Origin of the sequence: Plantactinospora sp. WMMB782 (assembly GCF_049179135.1) — a bacterium.
In the GTDB taxonomy this organism is placed as follows: Bacteria; Actinomycetota; Actinomycetes; order Mycobacteriales; family Micromonosporaceae; genus Plantactinospora.
Genome location: NZ_JBMHMC010000007.1, coordinates 8219044 through 8238631 on the forward strand (window position 1 = coordinate 8219044; position 19588 = coordinate 8238631).

The following is a 19588-nucleotide window of genomic DNA, read 5'->3' on the forward strand; positions in this document are numbered from 1 at the left end:
TCGCCGCGAACGCCCCGGTTTGTCAGGTGGTCTCGGCGAGCCGCAGCCAGAGGCCCAGCCCGACGATGCAGGCGAACCAGACAAGACCCACCAGAACGGTGTAACGGTCGAGGTTCTTCTCGGCCACCGAGGAGCCGGCCAGGCTGGAGCTGACCCCTCCGCCGAACATGCTCGACATCCCGCCGCCCTTGCCCCGGTGCAGCAGGATCAGCAAGGTGAGGATCACGCTCGTGATCACCAGCAACACGATCAACGTGTATGCGAACCAGATCGGCATGGTAGGGGTCAGTCCTCTCAGCTACGCGGGGCCCGTCAAGGATAGCGACCGTCAGCGGGAGATGTGCTCCGGGAACCGGCAGATCTGCGCGAACTCCTCGGCGTCCAGGCTCGCCCCGCCGACAAGCGCGCCGTCCACGTCGGGCTGCGCCATGATCGCGGCGATGTTGGCCGCCTTGACCGAGCCGCCGTAGAGGATCCGGACCTGGTCGGCCGCCTCCTGGCCGTGCACCTCGGCGAGCCGCTGCCGGATCGCCCCGCAGACCTCCTGGGCGTTCTCCGGCGTCGCGGTCTTGCCGGTGCCGATCGCCCAGACCGGCTCGTACGCGACGACCACCTTGACGACCTGCTCGGCGGTCAACCCGGCCAGCGACCCGTCGAGCTGGTCGCGGACGTACGCCACCTGCCCGTCCTGCTCGCGGACGTCCAGGCCCTCGCCGACGCAGACGATCGGGGTCAACTCGTTGGCCAGTGCCGCCTTGGTCTTGGCGTTGACGAGCGCGTCGTCCTCGTTGTGGTACGTCCGCCGCTCCGAGTGCCCGACCACCACGTAGGTGCAGCCGAGCGCGGTGAGCAGCGCACCCGAGATGTCCCCGGTGTACGCCCCGCCCTTGTGCGGCGAGAGGTCCTGGGCGCCGTACCCGATCAGCAGCTTGTCGCCGTCGACAGCCGTCTGCACGGTCCGCAGGTCGGTGTACGGCGGCAGCACCACCGTCTCCACCTCAATCAACCGCTTCTCGTCGAGGCTCGCGGCGAGCTTCTGGACCAGCAGGTTGGCTTCCCGGTGGTTGAGGTTCATCTTCCAGTTGCCGGCCATCAGCGGACGGCGGGCGGGTGCGGGGGTGGCCACTACTGCTCCAGAGCGACGATGCCGGGGAGAGCCTTGCCCTCCAGGTATTCCAGCGAGGCTCCCCCGCCGGTCGAGATGTGCCCGAACGACGACTCGTCCAGACCCAGTGCGCGGACCGCGGCAGCCGAGTCGCCGCCACCGACCACCGTGAAGCCCTTGACCGAACTGATCGCCTCGGCCACCCCCCGGGTGCCGGCGGCGAACGGGGCAAGCTCGAAGACGCCCATCGGCCCGTTCCAGAAGACCATCCGAGCGGTGCCGACCAGGTCGGCGAACTCGGCGACCGTCCGGGGACCGATGTCCAGGCCGAGCCGGTCGGCCGGGATCTCGTGTACCGGCACGGTGTCGTGCCCGGCGTCGGCGCTGAACTCGGTCGCCGCCACCACGTCGACCGGAAGCACGATCTTGTCGGCGCCCCGCTCCAGCAGTTGCCGGCAGGTGTCGAGCATCTCCTCTTCGAGCAGCGACCTGCCCACCTCGTGCCCCTGGGCACGCAGGAAGGTGAAGCACATGCCGCCGCCGATCAGCAGCCGGTCGACGGTGGGCAGCAGCGCCTCGATCACGGCGAGCTTGTCGGAGACCTTGGAGCCGCCGAGCACCACCACGTACGGACGGTCGGGCTCGTGCCGCAGCCGGGCCAGCACCTCCACCTCGCGCAGCACCAGCCGGCCGGCGAAGTGCGGCAGCCGGGCCGGTACGTCGTACACGCTCGCGTGCTTGCGGTGCACGGCGCCGAACGCGTCGTCGACGTACGCCTCGGCGAACCCGGCGAGCTGGTCGGCGAAGGCGCCCCGCTCGCTCTCGTCCTTGCTGGTCTCGCCCGGGTTGAAGCGCAGGTTCTCCAGCAGTGCGACCTGGCCGTCGCCGAGGCCCTCGACCGCCTTGCGGGCCGACTCGCCGACCGTGTCGGTGGCAAAGGCCACCTCGGCGTCGAGCAGCTCACCGAGCCGGCCGGCGACCGGGGCGAGACTGTACTTCGGGTCCGGGGAACCCTTCGGCCGCCCCAGGTGGGAGCAGACGACGACGGCGGCACCGGCGTCCCGCAACGCGGTGAGCGTCGGCAGCACGGCCCGGATCCGGCCGTCGTCGGTGATGTCCCCGGTCTGCTTGTCGAGCGGGACGTTCAGGTCGGCGCGCACCAGCACGCGCCGACCCGAGACCCCCTCGGCGAGCAGGTCGTCGAGGTTGCGGATGCTCACAGAGCTTTCTCTCCGTTCACGACTGCGGGGCTCGCAAGCTCACTCCTCGCGCTCACCGAGCTACCCTTCCGTTCACGACTGTGCGGCTCGGGCTCACAGCCCGGCGCCGACCAGCTTGACCAGGTCGACCAGGCGGTTCGAGTAGCCCCACTCGTTGTCGTACCAGCCGACGACCTTGACCTGGTTGCCGATCACCTTGGTCAGCCCGGAGTCGAAGATGCACGAGGCCGGGTCGGTGACGATGTCGGCGGAGACGATCTCGTCCTCGGTGTAGGTGAGGATGCCCTTCAGCGGCCCCTCGGCGGCGGCCTTCATCGCGGCGTTGACCTCCTCGACCGAGGTGTCCCGGCCGGCGTCGATGGTCAGGTCGGTGGCCGAGCCGGTCGGGATCGGCACCCGCAGCGCGAAGCCGTCCAGCTTGCCCTTCAGGTCGGGCAGCACCAGGCCGATCGCCTTGGCGGCGCCGGTCGAGGTCGGCACGATGTTCAGCGCGGCGGCCCGGGCCCGGCGGAGGTCCTTGTGCGGGCCGTCCTGGAGGTTCTGGTCCTGGGTGTACGCGTGGATGGTGGTCATCAGCCCCTTCTCGATGCCCACCGTGTCCTGCAGCACCTTCGCCATCGGCGCGAGGCAGTTGGTGGTGCACGAGGCGTTGGAGATGATGTTGTGCTTGGCCGGGTCGTAGTTCTGGTGGTTGACCCCCATCACGACCGTGACGTCCTCGTTCTTGGCCGGCGCCGAGATGATGACCTTCTTGGCCCCGCCGTCGATGTGCGCCTTCGCCTTGGTGGCGTCGGTGAAGAAGCCGGTCGACTCGATCACCACGTCGGCGCCGAGATCGCCCCAGGGCAGCTTGCCCGGGTCCTTCTCGGCGAAGACCTTCATGGTGTGCCCGCCGACGCTGATCTCGTCGGCGCTGGCCTTGACCTCCTGCGGCAGCCGGCCGAGGATGCTGTCGTACTTGACCAGGTGCGCCAGCGTGGCGTTGTCGGTCAGGTCGTTGGCGCCGACCACCTCGACGTCGGCGCCCGACGCGAGCACCGCGCGGAAGAAGTTGCGGCCGATCCGGCCGAATCCGTTGATGCCAACCCGGATGGTCACTGGGTCCATCTCCTCGTGTTTCGTTCGCCGCCGATGTCAGCGTGCGGCGGCGAAGGTGGGCGCGCCGACGTGGGAGCCGGCCGCTGGATGTCACCCCGGCCGTCTCACCGCGACCTCTGGGCGGTCAGCACGGCGGAGAAGGCCGGTACCGGCCCCGTCGCCGTACGCTGCGACCTTATCCGAGCGCGCCGCTCCGCGTTGCGTCGGGGCACAATCCGGCCAATCGACTTCACCGGCGGGGTACACGCCGGCCCGGCCCGGCCGGGCCGGCTACCGCCGCCGGTGGCTCAGACCGCCAGCATGTCCGGGGTGACCGCCGCCTCGGTGTCGGGAATCCCCAGGTCACGGGCGCGCTTGTCGGCCAGCGCCAGCAGCCGGCGGATCCGGCCGGCGATGGCGTCCTTGGTCAGCGGCGGGTCGGCCAGCGCGCCCAACTCCTCAAGGGACGCCTGCCGGTGCTCCAGGCGCAGCCGGCCGGCCGAGGTGAGGTGGTTCGGGGCGTCCTCGGCGAGGATCTCCAGCGCCCGGGTGACCCGGGCGGCGGCGGCGACGGCGGCCCGGGCCGAGCGGCGCAGGTTGGCGTCGTCGAAGTTGGCCAGCCGGTTGGCGGTGGCCCGCACCTCGCGGCGTACCCGGCGCTCCTCCCAGGAGAGCACGCTCGAGTGCGCGCCGATCCGGGTCAGCAGCGCGGCGATCGCGTCACCGTCCTTGACCACCACCCGGTCCACCCCGCGCACCTCGCGGTACTTGGCGGTGATGCCGATCCGCCGGGCCGCGCCGACCAGGGCGAGCGCGGTCTCCGGGCCGGGGCAGGTGATCTCCAGCGCGCAGGAGCGGCCGGGCTCGGTCAGCGAGCCGTGCGCCATGAAGGCACCCCGCCAGGCCGAGACCGCGCAGCAGACGTTCGCCGCCACCACGTGCGGGGGGAGCCCGCGTACCGGCCGGCCGCGCACGTCCAGCAGGCCGGTCTGCCGGGCCAGTGCCTCGCCGTCCTTGACCACCCGGACGATGTAGTGGCTGCCCTTGCGCAGCCCGCCGGAGGCGAGTACGTGGATCTCGCTCGGATATCCGTACACCTCGGCGACCTCCCGGCGCAGCCGGCGGGCCACCGCACCGGTGTCGAGTTCCGCCTCCACCACCACCCGTCCGGAGACGATGTGCAGTCCGCCCGCGAAGCGCAGCAGGGCGGCCATCTCCGCCCGCCGGCAGCAGGGCTTGGGTACGTCGACCCGGCTCAGTTCGTCCTTGACCGCAGCCGTCATCGCCATCTTGTCGTCACCTCGTTGGCCGGTCCCGGCGGATGCCGGTGATTCGTAGCTGCTTGTTGTCGATCCGTAGGTGCTTAACGATCGGCGCCCAGGAGAGGCACCAGCGCGGCGCCCAGCGCTGCCGGATCGTGCTGGGGCCGCCCGTCCGGTACGGCCACCGGGGCGAGCACCAGCCGGGCACCAAGCGATTCTGCCGCACGGTGTACCGGTTCGGGGTCACCCACCGCCTTTCCGTCCGCCAGCACCACGTCGACGGCGAGGCCGGGCAGGTACCAGCCGAGCGCGGCCAGGTGGTCGGCGAGGGAGAGGCCGAGCGTCTCCGCCTCGTTGGCGAGGTTGAGCGTCACCAGCCGGCGGGCCGGACTGGCCACGATCGCGGCGGCCAGCTCCGGCACCAGCAGGTGCGGGATCACGCTCGTGTACCAGCTTCCCGGGCCGAAGATCAGCCAGTCCGCCGCGCCCACCGCGGCCACCGCCTGCGGGCAGGCGCTCGGCCCGGCCGGGTTCAGCCGGACCGACTCGACCCGGCCGTCGGTGACCGCGACGGCGTGCTGGCCGCGTACCGTCTGCACCGCGCTGGGGCGGCGCGGGTCGGCGCCGCGGACCCGGGCCTCGATGCCGACCGGCTGGCAGGCCATCGGCAGCACCCGGCCGACGGCGCCGAGCATCGCGGCGGCGTGGTCGAGTGCCGCCACCGGGTCGCCGAGCAGTTCCATCAGGCCGCAGAGCACCAGGTTGCCGACGGCGTGCCCGGCCAGCGGGTCGGGGCGCGGGCCGGCGCCGGCGAACCGGTGCTGGAACAGGTCCGCACTGCGTTGCGCGTCCGGCCGGTCGGCGGCGAGCGCGGCGAGCGCCTGCCGCAGGTCACCGGGGGGCAGCGCGCCGCGTTCGAGACGCAGCCGCCCGCTGGAGCCGCCGTCGTCACCGACGGTCACCACCGCGGTGATGTCGAGGTCCAGCTCCGGGGCGTAGCGGCGCAGCGCCCGCAGCGACGCGGACAGGCCGTGCCCGCCGCCGAACGCGACGACCCGCTGCGGCAGCCGATCCCCGGCCGACTCGCCCGGGCCGGACGAAGTCGGGCCGGGCGAAGTCGGGGCGCGGACACCAGGCGGTGCCGGTTGCGAAGGGTTCACTCGCGCCCCAGGTCCCGGTGGTGCGCGGTGGCGGCCAGCCGGGCCTGCCGTAGCCGGCCGGCCAGTTCCTCGGCGATCGCCACGCTGCGGTGCTTGCCGCCGGTGCAGCCGACCGCCACGGTCAGGTAGCGCTTCCCCTCCCGCTCGAAGCCGGGCGCGGTCGCGTTGATCAACCGGGCGTACGTCTCGACGAAGGTCACCGCGCCGCGCTGACCGAGCACGTACCGGCTGACGTCCTCCTCCCGCCCGGTGTGCTCGCGCAGCTCCGGCACCCAGTACGGGTTCGGCAGGAAGCGCGCGTCCAGCACGAAGTCGGCGTCCGGCGGAAGGCCGTACTTGAACCCGAAGGAGAGCACGGTCACCCGCAGCCTGCGGGCGTCCTCGCCGCCGAACAGCTCCTCGACCCGGCGGCGGAGCTGGTTCACGTTCAGGTGCGAGGTGTCGATGATCACGTCGGCCTGGTCGCGCGCCTCCTCCAGCAGGCCGCGCTCGATCGCGATCCCGTCGGCGAGCCGGCCGTCGCCCTGTAGCGGGTGCGAGCGGCGCACGCTCTCGAAGCGCCGGATCAGCACCTCGTCGTCGGCGTCCACGAAGACCACCCGGGGCTGGAAGCCGCGCTCCTTGAGCGCCCGGATCGCCCCGGCCAGGTCCGTGGAGAAGGCCCGGCTGCGCACGTCCAGCACCATCGCGGTCTGCCGGGCCGCCCCGCCGGCCCGGAACGCCAGCTCGGCCATGTCGAGCATCAGCGCCTGCGGCAGGTTGTCCACCACGTAGAAGCCGACGTTCTCCAGGGCCCTGGCGACGGTGCTGCGCCCGCCGCCGGAGACGCCGGTGACGACCACCAGAGTGGTGTCCGAGCGGGTCGGCTCCACCTCCGACCGGACCCGTGCCGACTGCGTGCCGTCCGGTGCCGGCCCCGTCGGGTGTCCCCCGTTCCGTTCTTCCGTGCCCGTCGGCGACGCGTCGGCCGCCAACCGAGTCTCGCTCACGTTCCACCCCCCAGCCGTACCCGCCTGCCGGACCGACGGTACGCCGCGCGGATGCGGGTTCGGCGAGGGTCGACCGGCCGGCGAGGTTGGAGACGTAATCTACCCGGCCGTCTGGATCTCGCCGGGCGCCGGTCCGGGGAGACCGGTCGCCGACAGTTGCTAAAGGAGTCTTTCTAGAACTATCTTTAGGGTGTGCCGAAGCCTGAGATCAAACTCACCGACCCGGTGGCCCTGCGCGGATACGCGCACCCGCTCCGGATGGCCCTGCTCGGGCTGCTCCGCCGGGAGGGGCCACTCACCGCGACCCAGGCCGCCGACCGACTCGACGAGAGCGTGCCGAACTGCTCCTACCACCTGCGCCAGCTCGCCAAGTACGGCCTCGCCGAGCGGGCCGACGCCGCAGACGCCCGGGAGCGACCCTGGCAGGCGACCGCGCTGACCACCTCCTGGGACGACCTCTCCGACGACCCGGAGACCCGGGCGGCGGCCAACCAGCTCAACGCGGCGATCCTGGACCACTACGTCACCCGGGCCCGGGCCCACCTGGCCCAGCGGGCCTACGAGCCGGCGGACTGGCGGGCGGTGCTCGGCTTCGGCGACGCGCTGGTGCACGTCACCGCGGCGGAACTGGCCGACCTGAGCCACCAGATCGAAGCCCTGCTCGGCGAGTACGACGAACGCCAGACCGACCCGGCCAGCCGGCCCGCCGGATCCCGCGCGGTCAGCCTCGTCCAACTGCTGATCCCCACCGAACCACCACCACCGGCGGACCCGGCGGCCCGGGAGCCGGGACGATGACCGGCACCCTGACCCCGCCGCCGCCGGTCGGACGCCGCCGGCGCTGGGTGCCGGCACTGCTGCGCCAGGCACAGTTCCGGCGGTACTGGTCGGCGCAGACCGTCTCGCTCTTCGGCGACCAGATCTCCGCCCTCGCCCTGCCACTGCTGGCGGTGCTCGGCACCGACGCCGGGCCGGCCGAGATGGGCTACCTCACCGCCGCCGCACTTCTTCCGAACCTGCTCTTCTCGCTGCTCCTCGGCGCCTGGGTCGACCGCTACCCGCACAAACGCCGGGTGATGGTGCTGGCCGACCTCGGCCGGGCGGTGCTGGTCGGCGCCGTGCCGCTGGCGTACCTGTTCGGCGTCCTCTCGCTGCACCAGCTCTACGCGGTGGCCTTCCTGACCGGCACCCTGGCGGTGCTCTTCGAGGTGGCGCACAGCGCCCTCTTCGTCACGCTGGTGCCGCGCCGGGACTACATCGACGCGAACGCGCTCACCAACGGCAGCCGGGCGATGTCGTTCGTCGCCGGGCCGAGCGCCGGCGGCATCCTGGTGCAGACCCTCACCGCGCCGGTGGCGCTGCTCGCCGACGCACTGTCGTACCTGGTCTCCGCGCTCTTCCTGGCCCGGATCCGGCCGACCCGAGCGGCGGAGCCGGCGCCCGACGGCGGCGGTCTCGGCATCGGGCAGGGCCTGCGCTTCGTGGCCCGCTCGCAGATCCTGCGCTCGCTGCTGCTCGGCACCACCACGCTGAACCTCTTCAACTACATGTTCCACGCGCTCTTCGTGCTCTACGTCAGCACCGAACTGGGACTCTCCCCCGGCCTGCTCGGGCTGGTCATCGGGGTCGGCTCGATCGGCGCACTGCTCGGCGCGGCGGTCACCGGCCGGCTCGTCCGCCGGTTCGGCATCGGCCCGACCGTCCTGGTCAGCTTCGTGCTCTTCCCGGCTCCGCTGGTGCTGGTGCCGCTGGCCGGCGGCCCGACCCCGGTGGTGCTGGGCGCGCTCTTCGCCGCCGAGTTCCTCGCCGGGCTCGGCGTGATGATGATAGACATCACCGTCGGCTCGCTACAGGTCGCGGCCACCCCGGAGCGGCTGCTGGCCCGGGTCACCGGGGCGAAACGCACCGTCAACTACGGCATCCGGCCGATCGGCGCGCTGCTGGGCGGCACCCTGGGCGCGGCTCTCGGGGTACGCCCGACGCTCTGGATCGCCACCGTCGGGGCAATCACCGGGCTGTTCTGGATACTGCCCACCACGATCCCGAAGCTGCGCGAACTGCCCGAGCCGGACCACTCCGCCGCCGGGTGACAGCGGTCGATACCCTGCGCCAGGACGCGACCGTCCGAGCCGACGCGCGATGGGAGCCGGGGATGAGCGACGCTGGTGAGCGGCTGGCCGCCGCACTGCGCCGGGTACAGATGCGCTGGCGGCTGGCCCGCCGACCGATCCGGCTGGTGGTGCAGGCCGTCGCGCTCGCCGCCCTGGTGATGGCCGGCTTCACGTTCCTGAGTACCAACAGCGAGATCAACGAGACCGCGGCCTCGATCCTGGTCGCCGTGGTCTTCGGCGCGATGACCGTGTTGCAGCAGCGGCAGTCGCAGCGCCGGCAGTACACGGTCGGCCTGATCACCGCCTTCCAGAGCGCGGAGACGCTCAGCCAGGCGGACGTCTGGATGGCCCGCCGGATCAGCGCACACCAGCCGGTCGGCGCCGACCTGACCGACGACGACGAGCAGCACGTCCTCCCACTGCTCGACTACTACGAGTTCCTGGCGGTGCTCGCCGTACGCGGCCTGGTGGACGTACCTCTGCTACTGAATCTGCGCGGCGGCACCATGACCCGGTGCTTCGAACTGTGCCGGGGATACGTGCAGGACCGCCGGGTCCTGACCGGCAACGAGATCTACCAGGCGCTGGAGTTGCTTGCGACCGAATACCGGCACCGGTTGCGACGACCCCGGTCGGCACCGGGCCAGCGGTCCACCGAGCCGGCGGGCCCGGCACCGGCCGCGCCCTTCGGGGCGGAATCCGATCCGGATACGCCGTTGGCCGGGTCCCCTGTGGTGGGGACCCGGCCAGCGGATGGCTCTGTCTGCTCTTAGCTGTTGTTCCAGGCTTCGGCGACGAGGTCGGCTGCCTGGTCCTCCCACTGCGCGTACGCCTGCGGGAACGCCGACACCTGCACCTTCTGCGCCGCCACGGTCAACGGCAGATCCCGCCAACCATCAACCTGGCGCAGGCCCTTCAGGAACGCGGTCGTCGCGTACTCCGGATCGGTGATCTGCTCCACCGAACCCCAACCCGACGACGGACGCTGCTGGAACAACCCCTGCGAGTCATGATCATTCCGGTCACCCAGATGACCCAGATTCTCCAACTTCGACTCCTGCAGCGAGGTACCCACCGCGATCACCGCGGCACGCTCGTCCATCCCCGCCTTCTTCGTCGCCTTCACGATCGCCCGCACATTCCCGGCCTGCTCGGCCGACAGGTCGATCCGCGACTGCTCACCCTGCACACCACGCGGCACCAACCGGTCCCGCGACGGCTTACCCTTACGATCCTTCTTGTCGCTCTTCTTCTCGCCCTTGTCGCCCTTGTGGTCCTTGTCGGCCATCACCGACTGCGACACCGGCGAACCGACATGCTCCGGGGCCGCCTGCGCCGCCACCGCCGGACCGGCCACAGCGCCACCGACGAACGCCAGACCAGCCACACCCAGAGCACCCTTACGAACGATCGACGTCTTCTCGATGGCCGGAAGCCACCGACTGAACAGCATCGTGTTCATGATGGTCGTCCTTCCAATCGGGGATGAGCACCCACCAGGGGGACGGCAGGCGCCATTGGAAACACAAAGCCCAAAAAGATCGGTCCGGCCGGACTACCAGCCGCCGCGGGGGACACGGCGCTGCCCGTACTCAACCGAACACCGTATGTAACGACCGGTGGCCCCGGATCATTCCCGCCGGCCAGCCATCAGCCCAACTCTGCCCAGCTCACGGGCGGTGCTACTCGGCCGTACGCGTAACGTAACGACCGACCCCCCGCCAACATTCCAGCCGGACCGCCTCGATCACCACCCCGAACCAGACATCCGAACACACCCCCCACGACCGGCCACGGGCCGGGCGAGTTGTCCGGACGGAGACTGTCGAGCTGCCCCGCCCACGCGCCCACCAGACCAAACCAACGCCCGGAATGTCGCGCCCCGTCCACGCACCCAGCTCGACAGTCCCCGCGCGAGGTATGCCCATGGCCCGGCTGCGGTGGGTACCGACGGAGGATGATCGCCTGCTCACCGTCGGCGCCCTCGGCTGCCATCCCGCGCCCGGCGCTGCGGTCACATCGATATCTGTTTATTATCGGAGCGTGTTGACCCGTACCGTGACCTCAGCACTACTGGCCGCCTCCGTCACCCTGCTCGGCACCGGCGTGGCAGCGAACGCCGACGAGATCCGGCAGTTCCGGGGTGAGGGCTACAGCAGCATGGGGCTCGCCTACGACTGGGCATACGGCCAGGCACTCGGCAGGGCCCGCGAGGCCGGTTTCACCGACTGCGATGTGATCGACAGCTACGTCTCGCCCGGCGGCTACGAGGCGTGGGTGTTGCTGGAGTGCGATCGCTGACCGGCGAGGCTGGCGACACCGGCAACGATCACCGGCCAGGCCGGTGGCGGTTGCGGCGGAGCGCTCAGCCGGTGAGGGCGGCGGGGTGCGAACCGCCGACGCCCGGCCGCCGACCTCAGCGGCTCTCCGGCGCCTCCGCCGGGTTCAGCGGCCCTCCGGCGCCTCCGCCGGGTTCAGCGCCGCCACGATCGCCTCGGCGGTGCGCCGGCCCACCCCGGGCACCTCGGCGATCTCGTCCACCGTCGCCGCCGAGAGCCGCTTCACCGAGCCGAAGTGCCGCAGCAACGCCTTGCGGCGTACCTCGCCGAGGCCGGGGACCTGGTCGAGGCCGGAGACGGTCATCCGCTTGGAGCGCCGTTGCCGGTGGAACGTGATGGCGAACCGGTGCGCCTCGTCCCGGACCCGTTGCAGCAGATAGAGCCCTTCCGAGGTGCGGGGCAGGATGACCGGGAACTCGTCGCCGGGCAGCCACACCTCCTCCAGCCGCTTGGCCAGCCCGCAGAGCGCGATGTCGTCGAGGCCCAGCTCGGCGAAGACCTCGGCCGCCGCCGCGACCTGCGGCTGCCCGCCGTCCACCACCACCAACTGCGGCGGGTACGCGAACTTGCGCGGCCGGCCGGTGGTCGGGTCGATGCCCGGCCGGTCCGGGTCGGAGGCCATCTCGTCGCCGATCTCGCCGGTCTCGCCCCTGGCCTGGAGGTAGCGGGCGAACCGCCGCCGCAGCACCTCGGTCAGTGCCGACAGGTCGTCGGTGGCGCCGCGCACCACGAACCGCCGGTACTCGCTCTTGCGGGCCAGCCCGTCCTCGAAGACGACCATGCTGGCCACCACGTCGGTGCCCTGGATCTGCGACACGTCGTAGCACTCGATGCGCAGCGGCGCGCTGCGCAGCCCGAGCGCCTCGGTGATCTCGTCCAGCGCCTCGCTGCGGGTGGTCAGGTCACCGGCCCGGCGCAGCTTGTGCCGGGTCAGCGCCTCGGCGGCGTTCCGGGCCACCGTCTCCAGCAGCGCCTTCTTGTCGCCGCGCTGCGGCACCCGCAGGGCCACCTTGCTGCCCCGGCGCGCCGACAGCCACTCGGCGAGCGCGTCGACGTCCGCCGGCAGCGCGGGCACCAGCAGCTCGCGGGGGACGTCGGCCTCCCCCTCCGCCTCCCCGTAGACCTGGGAGCAGAAGTGGTGCACGAGATCCCCGGTGGTCAGGTCCTCGACCTTCTCCACCACCCAGCCGCGCTGGCCGCGTACCCGGCCGTCCCGGACGTGGAAGACCTGGACGGCCGCCTCCAGCGGATCCTCGGCGAAGGCCACCACGTCGGCGTCGGTGCCGTCGCCGAAGACCACTGTCTGCTTCTCCATCGCCCGGCGCAGCGCCGCGATGTCGTCGCGCAGCCGGGCGGCCCGCTCGAACTCCAGCGCCTCGCTGGCCTCGCCCATCTCGCGTTCCAGCCGGCGGACCATCTGGTCGGTGCGGCCGGCCATGAAGTCGCAGAACTCGTCGACGATGCCGCGGTGCTCCTGCGCCGAGGTCCGGCCGACGCACGGCGCCGAGCACTTGCCGATGTCGCCGAGCAGGCAGGGCCGGCCGATCTGGGCCTGCCGCCGGAAGACCCCGGCCGAGCAGGTCCGGGCCGGGAAGACCCGGAGCAGCAGGTCGAGGGTCTCGCGGATCGCCCAGGCGTGCGAGTACGGCCCGAAGTAGCGCACCCCCTTGCGCTTGGCGCCCCGCATCACCTGGAGCCGGGGGAACTCCTCGTCGAGGGTGACGGCGAGATAGGGGTACGACTTGTCGTCCCGGTACCGCACGTTGAACCGGGGGTCGTACTGCTTGATCCAGAGGTACTCGAGTTGCAGCGCCTCGACCTCGGTGCCGACGGTGACCCAGTCCACGCTGCCGGCGGTGGTGACCATCTGCTGGGTGCGCTGGTGCAGGTTCCACAGGTCGCCGAAGTAGGAGTTGAGCCGGCTGCGCAGGCTCTTCGCCTTGCCGACGTAGATCACCCGGCCAGTCGGGTCGCGGAACCGGTAGACCCCGGGCAGGTCGGGAATCGTGCCCGGCGCCGGGCGATAGGTAGCGGGATCGGGCACGGCGCCAAGCCTAGACCCCGGCTGGGACAACGCCCGGCGCGCTGCGGCACCGCCTGGGACAACCCGCGGCGCAGACGGAGACGACGACGCCCGGCACCGCGCGGCGGCGGACAGCCGCACCGCGGCACCGGGCGCTCCGGCCCGGATCAGGCCAGCACGATGTTGTCCCCGTCGACGGTGACCTTCTTCTCCGGCAGCGGCTTGTTGGCCGGGCCACCCTTGGGCGAACCGTCCGCCACGGAGAACTTGCTGAAGTGGCAACTACAGTTGATCGTGCCCCCGTCGACCCCGGTCACCGGGCACTGCTGGTGTGTGCAGATCGAGCTGAAGGCCTTGAACTCGCCCTCGGTCGGCTGGGTGACCACGATCTGCTGGTCGGCGAAGATCTTGCCGCCGCCGACCGGGATCTCGCTCTTCTTGGCCAGCGCGGCGGTGCCGCCCTCGGCCGGAGCGCTCGCCGAGCCGCTGGGTGCCGGAGCGCCGCCGGACGGGCTGCTTCCGGTGCCGTCGAGGGCGTCGTCGTCGCCGGTGCCGCAGGCGGCCAGCACCACCGACACGCCCACCGCACCCGCACCCGCCAACAGCGCCCGGCGGGTCTGCGTGCCCGGCCCGGTCAGTTCGTCACTCATACCTAGCCTTCCTCTTCGGCGCCGCGCCCTGGTCGTCCGCGGCCACGCCCGAAGACACGGATATATCCACCAACCGGTTCAACCGGGACCGGGGTCAGGACTTTCCGGTACGCCGCCCACCCGCCGCCGTGCTCTTCGCCGCCGCCGTGCTCTTCGCGGCCGGGACCTTCGCGGTCCTGCCCGCGCGGGTGGCGGCGCCCTTCACGGTACCGCCGCCGGACCGGCCGTTGCCGACCTTCGCGGTACCGTCGGCCGCTCCGGCCGGGCGGCCGTTCTCCCTGCTGGTGCCGGTGTTCGCGGCGGTGCCGTTGGCCCTGGCGGCCCGGACGGTCGCCGCGCTCGCACCCCGGGGCGGCCCGGTCAGCCCGAGCACCGGCCGGAGGTACTGGCCGGTGTGGCTCTCCGGCACCTCCGCCAACTCCTCCGGGGTGCCGGCGGCCAGCACGGTGCCGCCGCGGTGCCCGCCCTCCGGACCCATGTCGACGAGCCAGTCCGCGGTCTTGATCACGTCCAGGTTGTGCTCGATGACGATCACCGTGTTGCCCTTGTCGACCAGGCTGTCCAGCACCCCGAGCAGCTTGCGGATGTCCTCGAAGTGCAGCCCGGTGGTCGGCTCGTCGAGCACGTACACCGTCCGGCCGGTGGAGCGCTTCTGCAACTCGGAGGCGAGCTTGACCCGCTGCGCCTCGCCGCCGGAGAGGGTCGGTGCCGGCTGGCCGAGCCGGACGTAGCCGAGGCCGACGTCGACAAGGGTCTTCAGGTGCCGGTGGATGGCCGGGATCGCCGAGAAGAACTCGGCCGCCTCCTCGATCGGCATCTCCAGGATGTCGGAGACCGTCCGGCCCTTGTAGTGCACCTCCAGGGTCTCCCGGTTGTACCGGGCACCCTTGCAGACCTCGCACGGCACGTAGACGTCCGGCAGGAAGTTCATCTCGATCTTGATCGTGCCGTCACCGCTGCACGCCTCGCACCGGCCGCCCTTGACGTTGAAGGAGAACCGGCCCGGCCCGTACCCCCGGACCTTCGCCTCGGTGGTCTCGGCGAAGAGCTTGCGGACGTGGTCCCAGACCCCGGTGTACGTCGCCGGGTTCGACCTCGGGGTCCGCCCGATCGGCGACTGGTCCACCCCGACCACCTTGTCGACGTTCTCGATGCCGGTGATCCGGGTGTGCCGTCCCGGCACCAGCCGGGCCCCGTTGATCTGGTTGGCCAGCACGGCGTAGAGGATGTCGTTGACAAGTGTCGACTTGCCGGAGCCACTGACCCCGGTGACCGCGATGAACTGCCCGAGCGGGAACGGGACGGTGAGGTTGCGCAGGTTGTGCTCGCGGGCGCCCTGCACCACCAGCTCCCGGCCCGGCGTCTGCGGCCGGCGCCCCTGCGGCGTCGGGATCGACCGGCGGCCGGAGAGGTACGCCCCGGTCACCGACTCGGTGTTGGCCAGCAGCTCCGGCACCGAACCGCTGTGCACGATCTTGCCGCCGTGCTCGCCGGCCCCCGGCCCGATGTCGACGATCCAGTCCGCCGTCCGGATGGTCTCCTCGTCGTGCTCCACCACGATGAGCGTGTTGCCCAGCCCCTTGAGCCGGACCAGCGTCTCGATCAGCCGGTGGTTGTCCCGCTGGTGCAGCCCGATCGACGGCTCGTCGAGCACGTAGAGGACCCCGACCAGGCCGGAGCCGATCTGGGTGGCGAGCCGGATCCGCTGCGCCTCGCCGCCGGAGAGGGTGCCGGCCGGCCGGTCCAGGGAGAGGTAGTCCAGGCCGACGTCGACCAGGAAGCGCAGCCGGGCGTTGATCTCCTTGAGCACCCGCTCGGCGATCATCTTCTGCCGGTCGGTCAGGGTCATCCCGCCGAGCAGTTCGGCGCACTCGCCGACCGAGAGCGCGCAGACCTCGGCGATGTTCCGGCCGCCCAGGGTGACCGCCAGCACCTCCGGCTTGAGCCGGCTGCCCCGGCAGACCGGGCAGGGCACGTCGCGCATGTACCCCTCGTACTTGTCCCGGGACCAGTCCGACTCGGTGTCGTTGTGCCGCCGCTCGATCCACTGCACCACGCCCTCGAAGCCGGTGTAGTAGGAGCGCTCGCGGCCGTACTTGTTGCGGTAGCGCACGTGCACCTGGTCGCCGGAGCCGTGCAGGACGGTCTTCTGCGCCCGGGACGGCAGTGCCCGCCACGGGGTGTCCAGGTCGAAGTGCTCGGCGTCGCCCAGCGCCTCCAGCAGGCGGAGGAAGTATTCCTGGGTCTGCCCGCCGGCCCACGGCGCGATGGCACCCTCGCGCAGGGTCCGCTCCGGGTCGGGTACGACGAGTTCGGCGTCGACCTCCTTCTTGGTGCCCAGCCCGGTGCACTCCGGGCAGGCGCCGTACGGGGCGTTGAAGGAGAAGACCCGGGGTTCGAGGTCCTCGATCGCCAGCGGGTGGTCGTTGGGGCAGGCCAGGTGCTCCGAGTAGCGCCGTTCCCGGGCCGGGTCGTCCTCCGGCAGGTCGACGAAGTCGAGCAGCACCAGCCCGCCGGAGAGCCCGAGCGCGGACTCCACCGAGTCGGTGAGCCGCTGCTTGGCGCCCGCCTTGACGGTGAGCCGGTCCACCACCACCTCGATGGTGTGCTTCTCCTGCTTCTTCAGCTTCGGCGGCTCGGTCAGCGGGTGGACCACCCCGTCGACCCGGGCCCGGGCGTATCCCTTGGCCTGGAGTTCGGCGAAGAGGTCGACGTACTCGCCCTTGCGGCCGCGGATCACCGGGGCGAGCACCATGAACCGGGTGCCCTCCTCCATCGCCAGCACCCGGTCGACGATCTGCTGCGGGCTCTGCTTGGAGATCTTCTGGCCGCAGACCGGGCAGTGCGGCTCGCCGACCCGGGCGAAGAGCAGCCGGAGGTAGTCGTAGACCTCGGTGATGGTGCCGACCGTCGAGCGCGGGTTGCGCGAGGTCGACTTCTGGTCGATCGAGACCGCCGGGCTGAGCCCCTCGATGAAGTCGACGTCCGGCTTGTCCATCTGGCCGAGGAACTGCCGGGCGTACGACGACAGCGACTCGACGTAGCGCCGCTGGCCCTCGGCGAAGATGGTGTCGAAGGCCAGGCTGGACTTTCCGGAACCGGAGAGCCCGGTAAAGACGATCATGGCGTCGCGCGGCAGGTCGAGGTTGACGTCGCGCAGGTTGTGTTCACGCGCGCCACGGATGATCAGTCGGTCGGCCACTGTCCGCGCACTCCCGGGGAGGAAAAGTATGTTCTGTCCGATTTGCTGGCGCAGAGGAGCGCCTCGGCCACTCTAGCCCCGGGGTACGACAGTTTCCCGCGCCGCCGAATTCCCGCAGCTCAGCCGCGGCACCGCCACCAACCGACCGCGACCGAGCGCTGACTCACCGCCCCGGGCGACCCCGACTCCGCTGCTCCCTGCGAATCCGCTTCCATTTGTACCGCTCCTCGGCGGCCAGCCGCGCGTCCCGTCGGCGTGTCTCGTACGCCACCTCGCGCTGGAGCTTCTGCCAACTCTCCCAGCGCCGCGGGCTCAGCTCGCCGGTCTCCAGCGCGACCTGGACCACGCACCCCGGCTCGCCCCGGTGCGCGCAGTCGGCGAACCGGCAGGCCGCGACGAGTTCCGCCACGTCGGCGAAGGCCCGGTCCAGCCCGGCCGCCGCGTCCAGCAGACCCACCGCCCGGACCCCCGGGGTGTCCAGCACCGCTCCCCCGCCCGGGATCGGGATCAACTGCCGGTGCGTGGTGGTGTGCCGGCCCTTGCCGTCCACCCCGCGTACCCCCTGTGTCGTCATCACGGTCGCCCCGGCCAGGGCGTTCACCAGCGTCGACTTGCCGGCACCGGAGGGCCCGAGCAGCGCCAGCGTGCGGCCGGGCGCCACCTGCGGGCGCAGCTCGGCCAGCCCGGTGCCGCGCTGCGCGCTGACCGGCAGCACCGGCACGCCCGGCGCGGCCCGGCCGAGCTGGTCGGCCATCGCCGCCGGGTCGGCGACCAGGTCGCACTTGGTGAGCACCAGCAGCGGGGTGGCGCCGGACTCCCAGGCCAGCGCGAGCAGCCGCTCGATCCGGGCCACGTCCGGCGACGGGTGCAGCGGCTCGACCACCGCCACGGCGTCCGCGTTGGCCGCCAGCACCTGACCGGTCGAGTCCTTGTCGGCGGTCCGCCGCACGATCGCGGTACGCCGGGGCAGCACCGCCTGCACGGTCAGCCGCCGGTCCGGCCAGTCCCGGACCAGCACCCAGTCCCCGGCGCACGGCAGGTTCGCCGCGTCCCGGGCCGCCGCGACCAGCAGGCCGCCGCCGAGACTGGCCCGCAGCGGCCCGCTCGCGCAGAGCACGGTGCAGATGCCCCGGTCGGCCCGGACCACCCGGCCGGGTCGAAGGTCGTCGCCGCGTTCGGGGTACGCCGCGGCCAGTGTCGCGTCCCAACCGAGGGACGCCAGATCGAAGGTCATCTCAACCCTTGTCGTCAGAGGTGGATTCAGCTGTCGAATCCAGAAGTGGAAACGGTGACAACGCGCACGTCGTCCGGCATGCCTCCCACCTCCTCACGCTCGCGGGTGTGCCCTCTCGCACGGCAGTTCCCGGTCCTCGAACGGTAGGTGCTGGTCCGGTCGGACCGAAAGCCAATTCCGCTCCGCCACTCCCGGCCGAAGGCGTCCCGGCCCGTCCGACCGCCGACCGCTATCGTCGTGAGTCGTGACACTCGACCCACTCGCGCTGCTGCCCGAGGTGGACCGGGCGACCGAGCGGCTGTTGCGGACCGTCGACGGGCTCGACGACGCGGCGACCGGCGAGCCGTCCCTGCTCCCCGGCTGGACCCGGGGCCACGTGCTCAGCCATCTCGCCCGCAACGCCGACAGCCTGGTCAACCTGCTGACGTCGGCGCGTACCGGTGAGGACGTCCCGCAGTACCCGAGCCCGGCGGCCCGGAACGCGGACATCGCGGCCGGCTCGGCCCGGCCGGTCGGCACCCAGCTCGCCGACCTGCGGGACAGCGCCCGGCGTCTCGCCGAGGCGGCCGGCGAGCTGCCGGCACCGGCGTGGGCCGCCCAGGTCCGTTCGACCCGCGGGCTCCGCCCGGCCGCCACCCTGGTCTGGGCCCGGCTGCGCGAGGTGGAGGTGCACCACGTGGACCTCGACGCCGGTTACCGGACCGCCGACTGGCCGGACGCGTTCGGCCAGCGGCTGCTGCACGAGGTCGTGCACGACCTGGCCCGGCGGGACGACCCGCTCGCCCTGGTGCTGGTGCCGGCGGAGACCGGGCAACCGCTGACCGTGCACACCGGCCGGGGCCTGCCGGTCGGCGTGCCGGCCGCGGACGACGGCCCGGAACTGCGCACCGTCACCGGCCCGGCGCACGAGCTGGCAGGCTGGCTGACCGGCCGGAGCGGCGGCGCCGGCCTCGTCGTCACGCCCGCCGGGCCGCTGCCGGCACCTCCACCCTGGATCTGAACCCGCCGGCCCGCCCCCTCGGCGGGGCGACCCGACTTCTGATTCGCCCCGCCTTTCGACGGGAACGATCCGACCCGCCCGACCCTGATCCGCCGACAACCCGGAGGCACCGAAGATGAGTTACACCGGCAACGTCGCCGCCGACGGCCCACCCGACGTACGCGAGCTCCGCGGCCTCACGGTCAGCAAGCTCTCGGTCGGTCCGATGGACAACAA

General features: G+C 72.0%; 16 protein-coding genes and 2 pseudogenes. 6 read left to right on the top strand and 12 right to left on the bottom strand.

Annotated features, from left to right (window positions below; translation table 11 throughout):
• Positions 1 to 22: 22 nt before the first annotated feature.
• From secG to rapZ, 7 genes are all read right to left on the bottom strand, one after another.
• Complete coding sequence (secG, locus tag ACN28A_RS38620; protein ID WP_421404049.1) at positions 23 to 277, bottom strand: preprotein translocase subunit SecG; 255 nt, start codon at positions 275 to 277, stop codon at positions 23 to 25.
• Positions 278 to 328: 51 nt separating this feature from the next.
• Complete coding sequence (tpiA, locus tag ACN28A_RS38625) at positions 329 to 1093, bottom strand: triose-phosphate isomerase (RefSeq protein WP_421404886.1); 765 nt, start codon at positions 1091 to 1093, stop codon at positions 329 to 331.
• A gap of 32 nt (positions 1094 to 1125) precedes the next feature.
• The gene (locus ACN28A_RS38630) at positions 1126 to 2325 is read right to left on the bottom strand and encodes a phosphoglycerate kinase (protein WP_421404051.1); all 1200 of its coding nucleotides are present in this window, start codon (positions 2323 to 2325) and stop codon (positions 1126 to 1128) included.
• A gap of 93 nt (positions 2326 to 2418) precedes the next feature.
• Positions 2419 to 3423, bottom strand: a complete 1005-nt coding sequence (gene gap, locus ACN28A_RS38635; protein WP_421404053.1) for a type I glyceraldehyde-3-phosphate dehydrogenase — start codon at positions 3421 to 3423, stop codon at positions 2419 to 2421.
• A gap of 287 nt (positions 3424 to 3710) precedes the next feature.
• Positions 3711 to 4691, bottom strand: a complete 981-nt coding sequence (whiA, locus tag ACN28A_RS38640) for a DNA-binding protein WhiA (RefSeq protein ID WP_421404055.1) — start codon at positions 4689 to 4691, stop codon at positions 3711 to 3713.
• A 74-nt stretch (positions 4692 to 4765) separates the two neighbouring features.
• Positions 4766 to 5731, bottom strand: coding sequence for a gluconeogenesis factor YvcK family protein (locus tag ACN28A_RS38645; protein WP_421404888.1), 966 nt, complete (start codon positions 5729 to 5731; stop codon positions 4766 to 4768).
• Between the two features lie 89 nt (positions 5732 to 5820).
• The gene (gene rapZ, locus ACN28A_RS38650; protein WP_278066259.1) at positions 5821 to 6696 is read right to left on the bottom strand and encodes an RNase adapter RapZ; all 876 of its coding nucleotides are present in this window, start codon (positions 6694 to 6696) and stop codon (positions 5821 to 5823) included.
• Positions 6697 to 7005: 309 nt separating this feature from the next.
• Between rapZ and ACN28A_RS38655 the strand changes: the two genes are divergently transcribed.
• The 3 genes from ACN28A_RS38655 (at position 7006) to ACN28A_RS38665 (ending at position 9697) form a co-directional block, all read left to right on the top strand.
• On the top strand, positions 7006 to 7611 hold the full coding sequence (locus ACN28A_RS38655) for a winged helix-turn-helix domain-containing protein (RefSeq protein WP_421404057.1): 606 nt from the start codon (positions 7006 to 7008) through the stop codon (positions 7609 to 7611).
• Entirely contained in the window at positions 7608 to 8903 is a 1296-nt protein-coding gene (locus ACN28A_RS38660) for an MFS transporter (protein ID WP_421404059.1), read from the top strand. Before ACN28A_RS38655 ends, ACN28A_RS38660 begins: the two co-directional genes overlap by 4 nt.
• 62 nt (positions 8904 to 8965) lie before the next feature.
• Positions 8966 to 9697, top strand: a complete 732-nt coding sequence (locus ACN28A_RS38665) for a DUF4760 domain-containing protein (RefSeq protein ID WP_421404061.1) — start codon at positions 8966 to 8968, stop codon at positions 9695 to 9697.
• Here the strand turns inward: ACN28A_RS38665 and ACN28A_RS38670 are convergent.
• Positions 9694 to 10386 (bottom strand): hypothetical protein, encoded by a 693-nt coding sequence (locus tag ACN28A_RS38670; RefSeq protein WP_421404063.1) that lies wholly within the window; start codon positions 10384 to 10386, stop codon positions 9694 to 9696. The genes ACN28A_RS38665 and ACN28A_RS38670 overlap by 4 nt on opposite strands.
• Positions 10387 to 10850: 464 nt before the next feature.
• On the opposite strand from ACN28A_RS38670, the gene ACN28A_RS38675 reads away from it, so the two are divergent.
• Positions 10851 to 11225 (top strand): hypothetical protein, encoded by a 375-nt coding sequence (locus ACN28A_RS38675; RefSeq protein WP_421404065.1) that lies wholly within the window; start codon positions 10851 to 10853, stop codon positions 11223 to 11225.
• A 144-nt stretch (positions 11226 to 11369) separates the two neighbouring features.
• Here ACN28A_RS38675 and uvrC read toward each other — a convergent pair whose 3' ends face one another.
• The 4 genes and pseudogenes from uvrC to rsgA form a co-directional block, all read right to left on the bottom strand.
• Positions 11370 to 13307, bottom strand: a complete 1938-nt coding sequence (gene uvrC, locus ACN28A_RS38680) for an excinuclease ABC subunit UvrC (protein ID WP_421404067.1) — start codon at positions 13305 to 13307, stop codon at positions 11370 to 11372.
• Positions 13308 to 13453: 146 nt separating this feature from the next.
• Complete coding sequence (locus ACN28A_RS38685) at positions 13454 to 13936, bottom strand: Rieske (2Fe-2S) protein (RefSeq protein WP_421404069.1); 483 nt, start codon at positions 13934 to 13936, stop codon at positions 13454 to 13456.
• 250 nt (positions 13937 to 14186) lie between these two features.
• A pseudogene (uvrA, locus tag ACN28A_RS38690) lies at positions 14187 to 17138 on the bottom strand (excinuclease ABC subunit UvrA); the annotation flags it as partial.
• Positions 17139 to 17301: 163 nt separating this feature from the next.
• On the bottom strand, positions 17302 to 18372 hold the full coding sequence (gene rsgA, locus ACN28A_RS38695; RefSeq protein WP_421404071.1) for a ribosome small subunit-dependent GTPase A: 1071 nt from the start codon (positions 18370 to 18372) through the stop codon (positions 17302 to 17304).
• Between the two features lie 244 nt (positions 18373 to 18616).
• Between rsgA and ACN28A_RS38700 the strand changes: the two genes are divergently transcribed.
• Positions 18617 to 19372: a maleylpyruvate isomerase family mycothiol-dependent enzyme gene (locus ACN28A_RS38700; protein ID WP_421404073.1), complete on the top strand. Its 756-nt coding sequence runs from the start codon at positions 18617 to 18619 to the stop codon at positions 19370 to 19372.
• A 115-nt stretch (positions 19373 to 19487) separates the two neighbouring features.
• Positions 19488 to 19588 (top strand): annotated as a pseudogene (locus ACN28A_RS38705) (MBL fold metallo-hydrolase); the annotation flags it as partial.

Coding starts and splice junctions, on each gene's coding strand:
- secG (WP_421404049.1), bottom strand. CDS start 277: ATGCCGATCTGGTTCGCATACACGTTGATCGTGTTGCTGGTGATCACG.
- tpiA (WP_421404886.1), bottom strand. CDS start 1,093: ATGGCCGGCAACTGGAAGATGAACCTCAACCACCGGGAAGCCAACCTG.
- whiA (WP_421404055.1), bottom strand. CDS start 4,691: ATGGCGATGACGGCTGCGGTCAAGGACGAACTGAGCCGGGTCGACGTA.
- ACN28A_RS38660 (WP_421404059.1), top strand. CDS start 7,608: ATGACCGGCACCCTGACCCCGCCGCCGCCGGTCGGACGCCGCCGGCGC.
- ACN28A_RS38665 (WP_421404061.1), top strand. CDS start 8,966: ATGAGCGACGCTGGTGAGCGGCTGGCCGCCGCACTGCGCCGGGTACAG.
- ACN28A_RS38670 (WP_421404063.1), bottom strand. CDS start 10,386: ATGAACACGATGCTGTTCAGTCGGTGGCTTCCGGCCATCGAGAAGACG.
- ACN28A_RS38675 (WP_421404065.1), top strand. CDS start 10,851: ATGGCCCGGCTGCGGTGGGTACCGACGGAGGATGATCGCCTGCTCACC.
- ACN28A_RS38685 (WP_421404069.1), bottom strand. CDS start 13,936: ATGAGTGACGAACTGACCGGGCCGGGCACGCAGACCCGCCGGGCGCTG.
- rsgA (WP_421404071.1), bottom strand. CDS start 18,372: ATGACCTTCGATCTGGCGTCCCTCGGTTGGGACGCGACACTGGCCGCG.